The sequence below is a fragment of the uncultured Mobiluncus sp. genome, assembly GCF_963511525.1.
Classification (GTDB): domain Bacteria; phylum Actinomycetota; class Actinomycetes; order Actinomycetales; family Actinomycetaceae; genus Mobiluncus.
On sequence record NZ_CAUPIY010000001.1, the window covers coordinates 194,496 to 211,731 of the forward strand.

Genomic DNA, 17,236 nt, shown 5'->3' on the forward strand with positions numbered 1-17,236 from the left:
GCCCCTCAGAAGATGAAGAGGAAGAAGGTAAACATAATGAATATGAATGAATCTATACATCATCTGACTTGGTCGCTTTTTGACCGTAACTCTGATCGTCAAGCTCTTAACTTGTCCCCGCGGTCGATTCTGTCCGAGGTGGCGCGTCCCTGGTTTGACGCTTACCGTCATGATCCGATGATTGAGTCGGCTCTGCGTGACTTGAACGAGGACGGTGTTCGCCGGATTCGGGCCCTGGATTTCTTGGGATTGGATTTGGTTTCGGCAGCTGCCTAACAGCTAGGCACTTTCAGTGTGAATTCGCGGTAAGCCATAGGCTTGCCGCGAATTTTTGGCTTACTGACCAAATGGGACAAAACGTGCTAAAATCGAACATATGTTCGATACTGTGCGGTCTGTGAAATCGTGGCGCCCCTACGCATTAGCGCAGTCAGCGCCGCACCCCGGCCTTCCTTTTGCGCCGGATTTGGTGCCGGCAGGGTGGCCTTCACCGTCTCAGGATTACTTTGACCGCGACATTGATTTGAACGAACACCTTATCCGCAATCGACCCGCGACTTTCCTGGTGCGGGTTGCGGGGGATTCCATGATTAACGCGGGCATCAGCGATGGAGACGAACTCATTGTGGACCGTTCCTTAGAGGCAGGGGACGGCAGTGTCGTTATCGCTGTTATTGACGGTGAAATGACAGTGAAACGCCTGCACTTTGGGGCTCACGGTCCGGAACTGCACCCCGCTAATCCGACCTATCCCATACTTCACCCCTCCGAATTGCAAATTTGGGGGGTGGTGACGCGATGTCTGCACCGACTCTGAGCCCAGGGGTCCGCCGCGCACTTGAGTACACTCCCAGCTGCGGGGAAACAGCCCGCGAGACGGAGGAATACCAGAGCGGGCTGGTGCATCGGTTTGCCTTAGTAGACGTAGATTCCTGTTTTGCCAGCTGCGAACGGATTTTTCATCCGGAGCTTTCCGGGCGTCCGGTAGTGGTGTTGTCTAACAATGACGGTTGCGTGGTGGCGCGCTCGCGGGAGGCGAAAGCTTTGGGCATTAAGATGGGCATGCCGTGGTTTCAAATCCGAGCGTGGGCCGAGGCCTGCGGCGTCGTGGCACGGTCCAGCAACTACGAACTTTACGGCTCTATCTCGGCGCGAATTATGGAAATCTTGCGTCAGTTTTCCGCCTCGGTAGAGGTCTATTCCATCGACGAGGCGTTTCTGACGCTCTACGGCAGACCCGCGGAGTTCGTGGGCATAGCCCGCAACTTACGGTCCCGAATCCTGCACGACCTGGGGGTGCCGGTTTCGGTCGGAATCGCTCCGAGCCGAACTTTGGCAAAACTCGCTTCCCACGGCGCCAAACATACTCCGGCCCTAGGCGGGGTGGCCAGCTGGGACGCTTATACTCCAGCCCAACACGACCAGATTTTACGCGGTACCGAGATTGGCGATTTATGGGGAGTGGGGCGGCGCCTGAAAAGCCGCCTGGAGGCTCTGGGGATTACGGACGCGCTGCAACTACAGAGGGCTGACCCCAGCGAAATTCGCCGCCGTTTCAACGTAAATCTGCAGCAAACGGTGCTGGAACTCAACGGGGTGCCCTGCATCGAGATTATTGAGCGGGATGCGGTGCGTACTTATCAGGTCATGTATTCGCGTTCATTTTCCACGCCGGTGCGCGGGGTCACCCAGGCTTATCAGGTCCTGTCCATCTATTCCCAAAATGTGACGCGCCGTCTGCGCCGCCAACAGATGACCGCCGGAGCTCTGTGGGCTTTTGCGTCCACTGCCTGGTACAAGGAGCCTTTCTCACGGATCAGCGCGATGGCTCCGCTGCACCCGCGCACTGACGACCCGGTGACAGTCTTGAGGGCAGCCGCGAAAGTCCTGCTGGGACAGGTCGATCCGCAGGCTGATTACGTGCGGGCGGGCATCTGCCTGACAGACCTGGGCAAACCTGACCCGCAAGAGCCGCTGCCCATGTTTGCCCCGGACCCGGCAACGCGGCGGCGGGGGAAAATTATTGACCGGGTCAACGCGGCGGTGGGAGAGGGCTCTGTAGGGCTGGGTCTCGCGGGTCTGAAAGCTGCCCCGGATTGGACCATGAAACGAGAGATGCTGTCTAACCGCGGCACGACGCACTGGTCCGAGCTGGCTCTGGTGCGCTAACACAGCGGCGCAAAAGCGGAAATATTAAGCAAAGCAATCCTTACTCGCGGAAAAACAGGTGAAATAGTTTACAAAAAAAGGACCCCGGTCCCTTGTGAAAAAACAGAGAGGCGAAAGAATTGAGTATAAGGTTGGAGATTCCAATCAAGTACCCAACGGACTATCAAAGGAGAAAGTCATGCCTCAAAAGATTCGCGCCTCCATCGCGTATGGCGTTGGTAAAGGGTTTTCTAAACCCGAAGAACTCATCCTCGATGATCCCATCAAAGCCGAAGTGCTGGTCAATATCGAGGCTTCCGGCCTGTGCCACTCGGATTTACACCTGGTGGAAGACGACGACAAGATGTTTGAATTCCCGGCTGTTTTAGGTCACGAGGTCGCTGGTACGGTAGAAGCCGTCGGCCCGGAGGTCGTGGGGATTAAACCGGGAGACCACGTGGTGGCCACCCTGGAGCAAATTTGCGGACATTGCGATAAATGCATGGGAGGAAAAGCGCATTCCTGCCGTCACCAGGAAGAATGTGTGCGTCAGCCGGGGGAGCCGCCGCGTCTCAAGTTCCCTGATGGGCGTCCGATTACCCAAGCGCTGGGGATCGGCGGTTTCGCTTCCAAGTCCCTGATTCACCAAAATCAGTTGGCGGTCGTGAACAATCAGGTGGATATGGCTGAGGCCGCCTGCATCGGCTGCGCCACCATCACCGGATTCGGAGCAGCGAAGAACTCGGCGAAAGTGCAGCCAGGGGATTTGGTTGCGGTTATCGGCACCGGCGGCATCGGACTGAACGTAATCTCCGGAGCGCGGGTGTGCGGCGCGCGCACCATCATTGCTATTGACGTGTTCGACAACAAGCTCGAATTCGCCAAGAAGTTCGGTGCCACCCACGTGGTCAATGCCAAGAAAGAAGATCCGGTCGAGGCTGTGCGCCGCATCACCGGCGGCGGGGTGGACAAGTCCTTCGAAGCCATCGGATTTGCGGAAACGATGAAACAGTGCTGGGATATGCTGGCCCAGGGCGGCACCGCCTACTGCATCGGCTTGGCGAAACCGGATGCCACGGTTTCCTTAGAGATTGACCCCATCAACCTGCTGTTTATGCAGCGCGGCTTCAAGGGCGTGTGGATGGGGGCGACAAACCCGAAGCACGACATTCCCTATTATGCGGACCTGGCGGTGGACGGCCGGCTCAATATGCACGACATCGTCACCCAGCGCATCCGTTTGGACCAGATTACCGAAGCGTATGAACAACTCATGCGCGGCGAGGTCATCCGTTCGGTGATCACCGAGTTCTAAACCCAGATTGTCGTTTAGTTCCGTTTTCCGGGTGAGTCCGCGGGGACTCACCCGGAATCGGTTTTTTGTGACCTAGCGCACGCCGCGATTGGGTAAGGGTTAGCGTTTGCGGTACAGGCGCTTGCGCTGGAACTTCGGTTCCGAAGTGACTTGAATTCCGAGGTTTCTAAAAATCCCTTCGTCCACCGACCCCAGAATGGTGGTGGTGTGGACGTTCGTGCCCTCTAGTTCCTTGAGCATCCCCAGGGCGGCGCGGGCTTCGGGGGAAGTCCCAGCCGAAACGGACAGGGCAATCAGCACTTCATCGGTGTGCAGGCGGGGGTTGCGCGAACCCAAATGCTGAGTCTTTAGGGTTTGAATAGGCTCAATCGACTCGCGTGACAGCAAGTCCAGCTCCGGATCGATGTCCGCTAGGTATTTCAGCGCGTTCAGCAGCATCGCGGCGGAACAGCCCAGCAGGGGAGAGGTCTTGCCGGTGATAATCGTGCCGTCGTGCAGTTCAATAGCGCTGCCGGGCTGGTTGGTGGCGGCTTCGACTTCCAGGGCGGCTCCCACTACGCGACGTTCCCAAGTGGAGATGCCCGCTTTTGCCATTAACACCGCAATCCGGTTGGATTCCTCGGAATCTCTGCCGTCCCGAGCCTGTTCAACCAAGGCTTTATAGTAGCGGCGGATAATTTCTTGACGAGAGGCTTCCTTACACACTTCGTCGTCGCTGATGCAGTAGCCCGCCATGTTTACACCCATGTCAGTAGGGCTTTGGTAGGGGGATTTACCGGTGAGTTGTTCCAACATGGTTTTCAGCAGTGGGAACGTTTCGGTGTCGCGATTGTAGCTGGTGACCTGCACGCCGTGTGCCGCCAAGTGGTAGGGGTCAATGAGGTTGATGTCCTCCAAGTCCGCGGTGGCGGCTTGGTAAGCCAGGTTCACCGGATGTTCCAAGGGCAGGTTCCAGATTGGGAAGGTCTCAAACTTGGCGTAGCCGGCTTCGATACCGCGTTTATTGTCGTGGTAGACCTGAGAGAGGCAGGTTGCCAGTTTGCCGGACCCCGGGCCGGGGGCGGTAACTACAATGAGGTCGCGGCTGACCTCCACATAGTCATTCCGACCGAAACCATCCTCGGACAAAACCAGCTTCGTATTTGAGGGATACCCCTCTATAATACGGTGTCTGGCGACCTTCAACCCCAGTCGTTCCAGGCGCTCCTTGAACGCGAAAGCCAGGGCGTTGTCGTCCGCGAGCTGGGTCATCACCACGTTTTCTACCAGGAAACCGCCTTCGCGGAACACGTCAATGAGTCGCAGCACGTCGTCCTCGTAAGTAATATCTAAATCGGCGCGCCGTTTTTGCCGCTGCAAGTCCAAGGCACTGACGCAAACCAAAATCTCAATTTCGTCCTTTAACTGGCGCAGCATCGAAATTTTGTTGTCTGGTGTGAACCCCGGCAGCACTCTGGAGGCGTGCATATCGTCGTAGAGCTTGCCACCCATCTCTAGGTAGAGTCGCCCCCCGATTTCTTCGCGGCGCTCCGCAATGTGTGCGGACTGCATCTTAATGTATAAGTCATGGTCAAACCCAATTTTTCGGCTCATAAATACTTCACTTTCCCAAATGTTTCAGCCAGGCATCGTTAATTAATTATTGTCTTAGCTTACACTAGGGGAGTGACGTTCTCAGTGACCGCGGCCACCGCGGAACCCGCTTTACTGGATTTGCCTTGGGAATTGCCCCTCGCGGAATGGCCAGAACGCTATATTGCCTCTTTCCCGCACGGAATTTCACGCCACATCGTGCGTTTCGTGAACCTCGGACCGCGAATCATAGCGGTGAAGGAAATCTCTGAGGAAAAGGCCCGTCACGAGTATTCCCTGTTGCGTGATCTAGTTCGTTTGGAACAGCCGGTGGTGCAACCGCTGGCTTACGTCACCCACCGTACCGATGCTGCCGAGGAAGAGCTGAACAGCGCCCTTGTGACCTATCACCTGCCGTTTTCCCTGCCCTACCGAACTCTGTTTACCGCAAACATGAGTCCCGAGACCGCCACTCGCCTCATAGATTCTCTAGCTGTGTTGCTGGTCAGACTGCATTTGTTGGGGTTCTATTGGGGCGATGTTTCGCTTTCGAACACGTTATTTCGCCGTGACGCCGGAGCATTTGCCGCTTACCTGGTCGACGCGGAAACCGGGGAACTACATCCCGAAGGCCTGACTTACGGGCAACGTTCCTACGATGTCGAAATCGCTCGCGTGAACATCATCGGTGAGCTGATGGATCTCCAGGCCGGGGGCACTCTTGACGAAGCCGCCGACACCGTTGAAATCGGTAATCTGCTACAAGACCGCTACGACGCCTTGTGGGAGGAACTGACCTCTGTGGAAACGTTCAATGCGGATGAAACCTGGCGTATCGAGGACCGCATTCGGCGTTTGAATGATCTGGGCTTTGACGTGGGGGAGCTTAAGATGAAGACCGACACCACGGACGGGGCGCGTCAACTGCTGATTCAGCCCAAGGTCGTGGATTCGGGGCATTATCACCGCCAGGTAATGCGCCTGACAGGTCTTGATGTTCAGGAAAACCAGGGGCGGCGCATGATTAACGATATGCAGACTTTCCGAATGCTCAATCATCTCGAAAACGTGCCGCTTGACGTAGTGGCGCACCGCTGGCTGACCAAAGTGTATGAGCCGATTTTGGCGGCCCTCCCGGAGGAACTGCTCTCTAAGCTGGAGCCGGCTCAGGTGTTTCACGAGATTCTGGATCACCGCTGGTATCTGTCGGAAAACCGCGGGAAGCGGGTCAGTTTACACGAGGCCATTGACTCTTACATTCGCAAAGTTTTACCTGAGAAACCCGATGAAATCAGCCTTTTAGGCCAGTAAACGCATTTCATGATGAAAACACAGCCAAATCTGGTTTAGCCAAAAACCAAAACTTGCCTTACCGAGTGCCAAAACCTAGACCCTGCGTCGATAGCGTTCCAGGACCAGAGAAGCTATCCAGAACACAATCGCGAATCCAATCTGGACGGCGATATTAATCCAGAAATGGTTGGCGTCATCCCCGCTGAAGGTTGTCATTTGCGCCAGGGTATTGTTGTTGTCGATGTAGTAAAAGGCGGGCAGCACCTGTCCGACAGCAACGACCGCCTCGGGCATCAGGCGCGTGGGAATGAAAGCACCACACAGGAACGAGCTGGCCAGAGCTATCACGTTTACGATTGCGCTCAAGGCCTGCTTGTTGGTTGTAATCTTTGACATGAGGAATCCCAAAGCCAGCACCGGCAGACCAAAGACAAAAGTGTTTAGGGCAAAAAGTCCTCCGCGTCCCGTAGACCAGGACGCTGGTATCAACACCGACACCAGCCCCACGTTCAAGGCTGCCAGCAGCAGCATAATAATGGCGCAACCGATATTAAGATTTAGGTCTATTCGTAGTGGTTTCGCTGAGGAAACAACGGTGCGCCGGCGGACGTTTATCTCCGCGAACGCTGCCAGCACCATGGTCATGACATAGATGGAACCGGCCATGAGGGTGTAGCTGCCGAAGTTGTACAGCCCCGCCGTCAGCATCAAGGTTTTAGTGTCCAGTTGGCTGGTGAGGACGACATCCGCCGAGAGCTTCGCGCTGGACTCAATTGCTTTGACCAGCTCGTCTTCGTCGTTAAGGTATTTCCCGTAGCCGGTGGCCAAACGCAGGAAACGCGTCACCAGCGCCTCTGCCGAAGCACTCTGCGCGGAGGCGCGCGACTTGATTCCGACCGTCGGTTCTTGACCTTTCAGAATCTTGTCGGTGAAGTCCGGCGGCAGATAAACCGCGTAGGCCAGCGCCTCGTAATACAGGGCGTCGTCAATTTCGCGTTCGCTGCTTTTCACATCGGCTTTGCTGGTCCGCTGACGCAGATAGCTGTCAAATGCGCGGGTCAGGGGGGTTTCTGAACCTTGATTTATCAGTATCGTTTTGGGCTTATCGGCGGTAAAGTTTGCGGCACCGCCGGCAGGCGCCTGGTAAGCCGTCAGACCTATCACCACCATGATGGCGGTAAAGACAAAGACAAAACCGAGATTGCGGAGCAGTACCCGCACGAAACCTTTAAAGACTGTCATAGCGCTGCCTCCTCAGGACAATAACGGAAGCACCGAGCAAGACCGCGGAAATAACCAGCAGAATGACGATATCCTGCCAGTATCCGTCGTATCCGGGGTGAAAGAACAAGTTATAGTAGCCATCGGTGATGAGGGCAACCGGATTAAACTTGTTGACCATCGGAAAGCGGAAATCCACCGCGTAGCGCATCGCTCCGCCCATCATGCCTGCCAACATCGCCCCCAACATGGTCACCGCGATGAGGACGCCAATCTTGGCGTTCTCTCCGCCGGGAACCAACGTGGAAATGGCCGCCCCGAAACTCAGACCTGCCAGGGCTCCCACTGAGGCCAGCAACACGGTTAACCCCCAGTTTGCGCCAAAATCGACCTGGAATAGGAAATGGCACAGCATTAGCAGCGCCAGCAGTCCAATCAATTCCACCAGGTAGCTGGTGATAATGCCGGAAATAATCAGCTTAGACTTACTGGTCGGGGACACGGCGATGCGCCGACCGATAACCCCCAGCGGTGGTTGAGCGTTATTCATGATTGTCAGCGAAAACATTCCCCCGTAGAGAGCCGCCATAGCTACAAGGGAAAAGAACTCCGCCATTAACAGGTCCATCGACTTGGGGCTGCGGTCTTGCAGGGTAAAGCCGCTGGAACTGAGCTGGTTTTGGACGGATTTGGCTATTTGTCCGGGGTTGAAAGCGGGCGTCCCAGGCGGAGGACCGGCAGGGCCATCAACTATGCCGGTCGCGGATGGTGTCAATGCGCCCTGCTGCGCGGTGATTTCTCGCTCGGTGAGAGTGGAAATCATATCCACCCGTTGGGTAATTTCGTCAAGAATTATCTTGAGGATGGTCTGGTTTAGGCCGTTGGTGGCGATGGTCAGTTTTGCTTGGGCGTTTTTGACCATCCCTTCGCTAGGGGTGCCGGTAATTTCGACGATTCCGTCGACTTTTTCATTCTGGAGCAGCTCCTTGCCTGCCTCTAGGCTGGACACTTCCGTAACCTTCAGAAGAGGTTTGTCGCTGCCGGTCACGCTGGAATCTCCGGTCTTCGCCAACTCGGCGAAGGCAATCTTAAAGGCACTGTCCTTGTAGACCTGGGAGTTTACGACCGCTACCGGCACCGTGTCAAAAGCTTCCTTGTTGACAATGTCGCCCAAAGCCACCTTGAACAATATCCCTAAAAGAATCGGGAAAGCCAAGGTCCAAAACACTAAAGAGCGGTTGCTGACCAGGACTTTGACGTTATATAAAACCAGGTGTCCCATCTCAGTCACGCAGTTCCTTGCCGGTGAGCTGCAAAAACACGTCGTTCAGCGTGGGGCGTTCGGAATAGATTGACTCGTAGGCAACTTTTGATTCCACGAGGTCGTGAATCAGCGCCGAGACATTGTTTTGACCGTGTCCATAGATGATTTCCACGCTGCGGTTCTTGGTCTCGACGGATTGGATTTGGGAATCACTGCGCAGTTTTTCCAACAGCGCTTCGGGCAGTTCCGCGCCTTGCAGAGTGATCTTTTCCTCGATATTCGACAGTTGTTTGAGTTCGTTGACGCTGCCCTGAGCTATGATTTTTCCCTTGTCGAGGATGATGATACGGTCGCAAATCTGTTCGACTTCCTCCATGTAGTGCGTGGTGTAAACCACCGTCGCACCCCGGTCACGCAGGGTGACGATACCGTCGAGAATGTTGTTGCGGCTTTGCGGGTCTACCGCGACAGTCGGCTCATCGAGAAAAATGAGTTCCGGTTCGTGGGCTATGCCACAAGCTAGGTTCAGTCGGCGTAGTAGGCCGCCAGAAAGCTGTTTGGGGCGGAATTTCAGGTAATCCTGGAGCCCCACCAGCTCTACCGCAGCGGCAATCATTTGGTCACGTTTCGCCTTGTTTGACACGTACAGACCGCAGAAGTACTCCAGGTTTTGCGCCACGCTAAGTTCGTTGAACACTGCCACGTCTTGAAACACCACACCAATGCGGCGCTTTATGTCATAAGCGTCGGGGCGCATTTCTTTTCCAAAAATTTTGACTGTCCCGCTGTGAAATTTCAACAGTGACAACATACAGTTGATGGCGGTAGATTTGCCGGAGCCATTGGGCCCCAGTAGTCCCAAAATCTCGCCTTGGCGGACTTCCAAGCTCAGTCCGTCTAGGGCTCGTAATGTCTTGTAGTCCTTGGTCAGTCCCTGGACTTCAATCACGTTTGACACTATGTTTCCTTGCGCCGTGGCCTATGAGTTCTCCAACATCGTAGACCCGCCCCAAAGTGCAAATTCGTGAATTTACCAGAACTTAACGCAACTTTTTCGCAAAATAAAAATTACCGATTATCCTCGGATAATCGGTAATTTTTGGTACCCCGGAAGGGATTCGAACCCTTAACAAGCCGGGTTTGAGCCGACCGCCTCTACCAGTTGGGCTACCAGGGCATGCTTTGTGAAGGTTTGGTAAATAACCCGTCGCAAAGACTTCATATATACTAAAGTATCTAACGAGAAAAGCAAATCGAGTCCACTCATGAGGGGGATCTGAAAAGATGGCGAAGACGGCATCTGCAGCAAAGGACACCAAAGTACACAGGCGAGTAATTGTGGCCGAAGACGAGGCACTAATTCGTCTCGACATTATCGAAACCATGAAAGAAAACGACTTCGAAGTCGTTGGCGAAGCTGCCGACGGCGAGGAAGCCGTAACCTTGGCTTTGGAACTGGAACCTGACTTGATTGTCATGGACATAAAAATGCCGAAACTAGATGGCATCGCGGCAGCTGAAAAAATCATGAAGGAAGCCCCCTGCGCCATCGTGATGCTCACCGCTTTTTCCGATAAGGAACTCATCGAACGCGCCAAAGATGCCGGCACCATGGCGTACCTGGTGAAACCCTTTGACCCCAAAGATTTACTGCCCGCGGTGGAAGTAGCCCTGTCGCGCCACCAGGAGCTGCTCTCTTTGGAAGATTCCATCGCGGACCTGCAAGACCGGCTCAGCACCCGCAAACAGGTCGACCGCGCCAAAGGTCTTTTGATGGAAAAAATGGAGCTGACCGAGCCAGAAGCGTTCCGCTGGATTCAAAAAACTTCGATGGATCGCCGCTTGTCCATGCGGGAGGTTGCCGACGCGGTCATTGACCAGCTGGGGGATTAGTTCCGTTCAATAGTTTGCGTCCTCACCATTTGGAAAAGGTCACTTTTCCAGGTGTTCGACGATTGCGCAGCTCATCACCCCGGTGGAAATGACCTTGCCGCTGTCTTCGCTGACGTTCTCAAAACGGTAAACCGCAGTGCGTCGCCCCAAATGTACCGCGTCTACGGTACAAACAATGTTTCCGCCCAATCCCGGTTTAATGTGGGTTATGTCAAGGTGTGCCCCCACAGTGGATTTTCCGGACTTTTGGGCCCACTTATAGGCTGCAAATGACGCCACTGTCTCAGCCAGCAAAGCGGCCGCGCCGCCGTGCAAAATTCCAAAAGGCTGGGTGTTGCCTTCCACCGGCATAATTCCAACGGCGTGTTCGGGCGTAATCTCACGGAAAGTGATGCCCATTTTCGCAATCGCTGCACCAATGTTGTTCTCGTCCATTTTCGCCTCCTGGGTTACTGGTAGCCTTAAGTCATGGCTGAAAAACGTTTACTGGTATTGGACGGACACTCCCTCGCGTTCCGCGCTTTCTTTTCGCGGGATCCGGAAAGTTTCCGCACCTCCACGGGTGTCTATACCAATGCAGTACACGGATTTTGCTCTATGTTACTAAAAATGATTCGCAGCGAAAAGCCGACCCATATCGGGGCGGCCTTCGATTTGTCGCGTCATTCTTTCCGTACTGATATTTATCCTGAATACAAGGGAGGACGCAGCGACACCCCCGAAGAATTCATTGGACAGGTCGAAAATATTCAAAAGCTGCTGACCGCAATGGGGATTAAGTGGTTGACAGAACCCAACGTTGAGGCCGATGACATTTTGGCGACTTTGACGGCAAAAGGGATTAAAAACGGCATGGAGGTATTGGTTTCGTCAGGGGACCGCGACACTTTTCAGCTTATTTCCGACAACGTCACCGTGCTTTACCCGGGACGCAGTATTGCGGACACAAAACGGATGACTCCCCAAGCAGTAAAAGACAAATACGATGTCTGGCCCCAGCAGTACCCGGAAATCGCCGCCCTGGTGGGCGAGCACGCCGATAATTTGCCGGGCGTTCCTTTGGTCGGGGAAAAAGTCGCTGCGGCTTGGATTAATGAATACGGTTCCCTGGACGCTTTGCTGGAGCATCGCGACGAGCTCACAGGCAAACGTGGGGAAAATTTGCGTCAACACATAGAAGACGTCTTGCGGAATCGCCAGCTCAATCGGCTACGCACCGACCTGCAGCTTCGGGTCGGTTTAGAGGACTTGCACTGGACCGGCTTCGATGCTGAGGCAGTAAAAGCCGTGTGCGATGAGCTGGAGTTCAATCAGCTGCGCACCCAGATACTGAAACTTGGTCAAACTCTCGGGATGACGTCCGCCAATGCAGTAGCCTCCGGTGGTGCGTCCAGCGAGATAGAGGAACCTGAACCACAGGATGCTGACGGTTTTGGGGTGATACCGAATCCTGAGCGGTTCCGTCTGGGGAGTGACTTCACCCCGGCACAGTTTGCCCAATGGCTGCAAAGTACGGAGAAAAACAGTTTAGGTATTTGGGCAGTGGGCAACATCGGGGTCACCAATCCGCGGATTGACTGGCTGTTTTTGGCTACAGACCAAACTCCCCAGGGGCAGTGCGTGTTGATTGTCCCTGACGAGCTGACACCGGAAACGGAACGTATGCTGCGCGATGCTATGATGGGAAACCGGGAAAAAACCGTATATGACGCGAAATCGCTGCGTCACGCGCTGCGCGCCCACGGCTGGGAATTACACGGCGCGGTCACGGACGTGAATATGCTCGATTACCTGGTCAATCCCGACGGGAACCGTACCAAGTTCGCCGGGGTGACGAAGCGCCTGCTGGGTTGGGAAATTGATGAGAAACCCTCCGACATCAGCAAGATCAGTGAACAGATGACTTTGGACTTGGGTATGGAACTGGACGGAGAGTCCGCGGCTCAACCGTGGCCACAAACCCTGATTAATCAAGGTATCTATGCTTACGCTTTGCTGCGGATGCAGCCCATGCTCCAGCAGCTGGCGCGTTTCCGGAGGGTCGACGGGTTACTGGAATTGGAGAACCCACTGTCCCTGGTTTTAGAAAAAATGGAATATACCGGGATAGGTATTGATACTTTTTGCCTTGATGAATTTGCTCAGAGTTTGCAATCTGAAGTTACTATGGCTGAGCAATCCGCTTTCGAATCCATTGGTCGCGAGGTCAATCTATCCTCCCCAAAGCAGCTGCAGGATGTTCTGTTTACCCAGCTCGAGTTACCAAAAACTAAAAAGACTAAAACAGGGTATACAACTGATGCGAAAGCATTGGAGGAACTTGCGCGGTACAACCCACACCCGTTCCTCGAAGCACTTTTATACCATCGTGATCGGATAAAACTTTTACAGATTGTGCGCAATCTGCACGACCGGGTGGGCGATGACGGCAGGATTCATACCACTTTTGGGCAAACCGTGGCTGCGACCGGACGGTTGTCCTCCATTGATCCGAACTTGCAAAACATTCCGGCGCGCACCGCGGACGGGCAAAAAATTCGGGAAGCCTTTGTGCCTCAGAAACCCTACACCGCGCTGATGACAGCGGATTATTCACAGATTGAGATGCGGATTATGGCGCATCTGTCCGGAGACGAGGGACTGTTGGCGGCGTTTGCTTCCGGCGAGGACCTGCACCGTTCGGTGGCGGCTTTGGTTTATGGAGTGACACCCGATGAAGTGACCTCCACCCAGCGCTCCCACGTTAAGGCGACTTCTTACGGGCTGGCGTACGGATTGAGCGCTTTTGGTTTGGCCGGTCAGCTGAATATCTCTCAGAGGGAAGCCAAGGAGCTGATGGACACCTATTTTGAGCGGTTCGGAAAGGTGCGGGATTATTTGAATTCCATTGTCGCTGCTGCCACTAAGGTCGGTTACACGGAAACCATGCGCGGACGGCGCCGTTACCTGCCGGATTTGCGTTCTCCGAATCGTAACGTGGCTGATAATGCCCGACGCGCGGCACTAAACGCCCCCATCCAGGGCAGTGCGGCCGACCTTATGAAAGAAGCGATGCTTCAGGTTGATGCTGATTTGCAACGTGAACATTTGCAGTCTCGCGTTTTACTGCAAGTCCACGATGAACTCGTCTTAGAGGTAGCTCCCGGAGAAGAGGAGAGCTTGGAAACCTTGGTACGTAGAGCGATGACGGGTATCGCGAAACTGCGGGTTCCGTTGGAAGTCTCGGTGGGCATCGGACCTAACTGGAGAGCTGCAGCGCACTAAAAACCAGGAACCGGCACCGGAAGACCCGGCACCGGTCCGCGGTAAGTTGGAATCGGTTACTTCACGTCTTCCAGATATTTATCGGTGTCGAAGTTGTTTTCACTGGCAAAGCTCTGGGCGATTTCTTTGTCGTTGTCGTCAATCTTGCCGCTCGAGAACCGCGCCATAAGCATAGCGATAGCACCATCGCCGGTCACGTTCGTAGCTGTCCCAAACGGATCGAGGGCGATGTAAGAAGCAATCATCAACGCAACTTGGGCATCGTTGAATCCCAGCATGGAGGACAAGATGCCGGTCGCCGCCATAATCGCACCGCCGGGAACGCCCGGAGCCGCCACCATAGTGACACCCAGCATAAAGATGAACCCGACGAACTGGGCGACAGTAACCTTAATATCGGAGGTCATAATGATAGCCAGCGCGAAAGCAGTAATCTTCGAGGTCGATCCCGCCAAGTGAATCGTGGCGCACAGCGGCACCGTGAACGATGCGACCGGGTCGGGAACCCCAATCTTCTTGACTTGACGCAGTGTCACCGGAATCGTGGCGGCAGACGAAGACGTCCCTAGAGCGGTCGCGTAGGCAGGCAGCATCGTCAACAGAGCCTTGAAAGGATTGACCCCGAAAGCCAAACCGCCGACCAGGTACTGAGTGACCAGGATAACGACCTCCAGCACCAAGACCAGGATGACCACCACTGCCAGCACGGCAATGACGTTGTAAACCTCGCCGGTCTTTGTCATGTTGAGGAAGATACCAAAGATGTGAATCGGCAGCAGGGGGATGATAACTTTTTCAATCAACTTGATGATGATGGCGCGGAACTCCACGAAGGCGCGACGCAACGTGCCGCGGGACACCATAGACAAACCGATACCCATAATGAAGGACAAAATGAGCGCGCCCAGCACGGAAATCGGGGCGGGAATCTCCAAAGTCACCGCCGGGGCAATGCTTGACGCCGAAGGATCCGCAACGGAGGCCAGAGAACCCTTGCGCAAGAAGTTTGGCAAGACGTTCTCGGAAATGCCATAGGTCAGGAAACCGGAATACATAGTCGAGATATAGGCGACCAGAGCGGTCAGTCCCAGCCACTTCGCTGAACCGGAACCGAGGTCAGCAATAGCGGGGGTCACCAAACCGATAATGATCAGCGGGATACAGAAGTTCAGGAACTGGCCGAACAAAGAGTTGAACGTGGCAAAAACCACAACGACGGTCTTGGGAACGAAAAACCCAAAAATAATGCCCAGGACAATCGCGATGACAACCCAGAGCAAGATGCCACCCTTTTTGAAAAAATTAACTAGAGACTGCATTCCTGCATTAAACCACACTTTTCACATACCTCTTTCATCTGGTTGACTCTCGCCCGCTGACCCGGGCTGGCCCCGCGAAAAACCCGCTTTTGGTCGCAGTACTTGCCGGAGAGTCTCGGAAAGTAAATTCTGGGGGTCTATTTCGGTTTTAATTTGGACACGCTGGCGCTATCCAGTAAGATGGATGCTTGGTGTTTTATCGCTTTCAGGTGGTTTTTTGAGCCTTCTAGGAGCGAGGCAGCACCGGTAATTATTCCTACTACCTGACCTTGGAGTCACCAACTAAATGTCCAATACTACTAATGTCCCTACTACCGTTCCTCAGGTTGCCATTAATGACATCGGCTCGACCGAGGACCTCATCAAAGAAATCGACAAGACCATCAAGTACTTCAACGATGGCGATCTTGTCTCCGGAACCGTCGTGAAAGTTGATCGCGACGAAGTTTTGCTCGATATCGGTTACAAAACCGAAGGCGTTATTCTTTCCCGCGAACTGTCCATTAAGCATGATGTGGACCCCGACGCGGAAGTCAAAGTTGGTGACGAAATCGAAGCTCTGGTCCTCCAAAAGGAAGACAAAGAAGGCCGCTTGCTGCTGTCCAAGAAGCGCGCTCAGTACGAACGCGCTTGGGGCGACATCGAAAAGGTGAAGCAGGAAGACGGGGTCGTCAACGGCACCGTTATCGAGGTTGTCAAGGGCGGTTTGATCATCGACATCGGCCTGCGCGGATTCCTGCCGGCCTCCCTGGTGGAGATGCGCCGCGTGCGCGACCTGCAGCCTTACATCGGCCGTCAGCTGGAAACCAAGATCATTGAGTTGGACAAGAACCGCAACAATGTGGTCTTGTCCCGTCGCGCTTTCCTGGAACAGACCCAGTCCGAGGTGCGCACCACCTTCCTGTCTACCTTGCAAAAGGGTCAGGTTCGCAAGGGCGTGGTGTCCTCCATCGTCAACTTCGGCGCGTTCGTCGATTTGGGCGGGGTGGACGGCCTGGTGCACGTGTCCGAGCTGTCCTGGAAGCACATTGATCACCCCTCCGAGGTGGTTCAGGTCGGCCAGGAAGTCACCGTGGAAGTTCTTGACGTTGACTTTGATCGTGAACGCGTGTCCCTGTCCTTGAAGGCTACTCAGGAAGATCCGTGGCAGACCTTTGCTCGTACCCACAAGATCGGTCAAATCGTTCCGGGTAAGGTTACCAAGTTGGTGCCTTTCGGTGTGTTTGTCCGGGTCGAAGACGGTATCGAGGGCTTGGTGCACGTCTCCGAGTTGGCCACTCGTCACGTGGAGGTTCCCGAACAGGTCGCCAAGATTGGTGATGAAATCTTTGTCAAGGTTATCGACATTGACCTCGAACGCCGCCGGATCTCGCTGTCCTTGAAGCAGGCCAACGAGGGTCTGGACGTGACCTCTGATGACTTTGATCCTTCCCTTTACGGTATGTCCGCCGAATACGACGCGGAGGGCAACTACAAGTACCCCGAAGGCTTCGATCCGGAAACGAACGAGTGGATGGATGGCTACGAGGAACAGCGCGCTGCTTGGGAGGCCTCCTACGCTGCGGCTCAGGCTCGTTTTGAAGCCCACAAGGAACAGGTCAAGGTCGCTCAGGAAGCCGACAAGGAAGCTGCTATCGCTCAAGGCGTAGCTGAACAGACTTCTTACAGCTCCACCACTGAGGAAGAAGCCGATACCTCTGGTACCTTGGCGGATGACGAGGCTTTGGCGGCGCTGCGCGACAAGCTGGCCGGAGAGTAAAACTCCAGTTAGCCCCGGCGCGGCTACAGAGCCGGCAACAATTTTAATAGTGATGCGGAAACGAACTGGTTTCCGCATCACTTTTATGCCCGAATTTTTGCTCCGGCATTCAGCCACATTTCCCTGCGGGGTGGCTTAAGCTGAGAAATACCGCGGTTTTCGATGACCGGATGAAATATTTAGCACCG

At 54.6% G+C, this 17,236-nt stretch carries 14 protein-coding genes and 1 tRNA gene; 8 read left to right on the forward strand and 7 right to left on the reverse strand.

Annotation, left to right across the window (positions count from 1 at the left end; genetic code table 11):
* The first annotated feature begins 36 nt into the window (after nucleotides 1-36).
* The 4 genes from RQ935_RS00880 to RQ935_RS00895 all read left to right on the forward strand — a co-directional run bounded on the left by RQ935_RS00880 (nucleotide 37) and on the right by RQ935_RS00895 (nucleotide 3,463).
* Nucleotides 37-276, forward strand: a complete 240-nt coding sequence (locus RQ935_RS00880) for a hypothetical protein (RefSeq protein ID WP_299294144.1) — start codon at nucleotides 37-39, stop codon at nucleotides 274-276.
* A 100-nt stretch (nucleotides 277-376) separates the two neighbouring features.
* The gene (locus RQ935_RS00885) at nucleotides 377-817 is read left to right on the forward strand and encodes a translesion error-prone DNA polymerase V autoproteolytic subunit (RefSeq protein ID WP_311496794.1); all 441 of its coding nucleotides are present in this window, start codon (nucleotides 377-379) and stop codon (nucleotides 815-817) included.
* The gene (locus tag RQ935_RS00890; RefSeq protein WP_311496795.1) at nucleotides 799-2,169 is read left to right on the forward strand and encodes a Y-family DNA polymerase; all 1,371 of its coding nucleotides are present in this window, start codon (nucleotides 799-801) and stop codon (nucleotides 2,167-2,169) included. Before RQ935_RS00885 ends, RQ935_RS00890 begins: the two co-directional genes overlap by 19 nt.
* Before the next feature lie 178 nt (nucleotides 2,170-2,347).
* Entirely contained in the window at nucleotides 2,348-3,463 is a 1,116-nt protein-coding gene (locus RQ935_RS00895) for a Zn-dependent alcohol dehydrogenase (protein WP_311496796.1), read from the forward strand.
* A gap of 99 nt (nucleotides 3,464-3,562) precedes the next feature.
* Here RQ935_RS00895 and RQ935_RS00900 read toward each other — a convergent pair whose 3' ends face one another.
* On the reverse strand, nucleotides 3,563-5,056 hold the full coding sequence (locus tag RQ935_RS00900; protein WP_311496797.1) for a DUF1846 domain-containing protein: 1,494 nt from the start codon (nucleotides 5,054-5,056) through the stop codon (nucleotides 3,563-3,565).
* A gap of 72 nt (nucleotides 5,057-5,128) precedes the next feature.
* On the opposite strand from RQ935_RS00900, the gene RQ935_RS00905 reads away from it, so the two are divergent.
* On the forward strand, nucleotides 5,129-6,346 hold the full coding sequence (locus RQ935_RS00905; RefSeq protein ID WP_311496798.1) for a DUF4032 domain-containing protein: 1,218 nt from the start codon (nucleotides 5,129-5,131) through the stop codon (nucleotides 6,344-6,346).
* Between the two features lie 75 nt (nucleotides 6,347-6,421).
* Here the strand turns inward: RQ935_RS00905 and RQ935_RS00910 are convergent, their stop codons facing one another.
* From RQ935_RS00910 to RQ935_RS00925, 4 genes are all read right to left on the reverse strand, one after another.
* Complete coding sequence (locus tag RQ935_RS00910) at nucleotides 6,422-7,570, reverse strand: ABC transporter permease (protein ID WP_311496799.1); 1,149 nt, start codon at nucleotides 7,568-7,570, stop codon at nucleotides 6,422-6,424.
* Nucleotides 7,557-8,831, reverse strand: coding sequence for an ABC transporter permease (locus RQ935_RS00915; protein ID WP_311496964.1), 1,275 nt, complete (start codon nucleotides 8,829-8,831; stop codon nucleotides 7,557-7,559). Before RQ935_RS00915 ends, RQ935_RS00910 begins: the two co-directional genes overlap by 14 nt.
* A 1-nt stretch (nucleotide 8,832) precedes the next feature.
* Complete coding sequence (locus tag RQ935_RS00920) at nucleotides 8,833-9,771, reverse strand: ABC transporter ATP-binding protein (RefSeq protein WP_311496800.1); 939 nt, start codon at nucleotides 9,769-9,771, stop codon at nucleotides 8,833-8,835.
* A gap of 142 nt (nucleotides 9,772-9,913) precedes the next feature.
* A tRNA-Leu gene (locus RQ935_RS00925) sits at nucleotides 9,914-9,990 on the reverse strand.
* Between the two features lie 107 nt (nucleotides 9,991-10,097).
* Here RQ935_RS00925 and RQ935_RS00930 point away from each other — a divergent pair.
* On the forward strand, nucleotides 10,098-10,706 hold the full coding sequence (locus RQ935_RS00930; protein ID WP_311496801.1) for a response regulator: 609 nt from the start codon (nucleotides 10,098-10,100) through the stop codon (nucleotides 10,704-10,706).
* Nucleotides 10,707-10,745: 39 nt separating this feature from the next.
* Here the strand turns inward: RQ935_RS00930 and RQ935_RS00935 are convergent, their stop codons facing one another.
* Nucleotides 10,746-11,141, reverse strand: a complete 396-nt coding sequence (locus tag RQ935_RS00935; RefSeq protein ID WP_311496802.1) for a PaaI family thioesterase — start codon at nucleotides 11,139-11,141, stop codon at nucleotides 10,746-10,748.
* A gap of 33 nt (nucleotides 11,142-11,174) precedes the next feature.
* Here RQ935_RS00935 and polA point away from each other — a divergent pair, with 33 nt between their 5' ends.
* Complete coding sequence (polA, locus tag RQ935_RS00940; RefSeq protein WP_311496803.1) at nucleotides 11,175-13,970, forward strand: DNA polymerase I; 2,796 nt, start codon at nucleotides 11,175-11,177, stop codon at nucleotides 13,968-13,970.
* Nucleotides 13,971-14,026: 56 nt separating this feature from the next.
* Here the strand turns inward: polA and RQ935_RS00945 are convergent, their stop codons facing one another.
* Complete coding sequence (locus RQ935_RS00945; protein ID WP_311496804.1) at nucleotides 14,027-15,289, reverse strand: dicarboxylate/amino acid:cation symporter; 1,263 nt, start codon at nucleotides 15,287-15,289, stop codon at nucleotides 14,027-14,029.
* 286 nt (nucleotides 15,290-15,575) lie between these two features.
* Between RQ935_RS00945 and rpsA the strand changes: the two genes are divergently transcribed.
* Nucleotides 15,576-17,048: a 30S ribosomal protein S1 gene (rpsA, locus tag RQ935_RS00950; RefSeq protein ID WP_296179783.1), complete on the forward strand. Its 1,473-nt coding sequence runs from the start codon at nucleotides 15,576-15,578 to the stop codon at nucleotides 17,046-17,048.
* Nucleotides 17,049-17,236 lie beyond the last annotated feature (188 nt).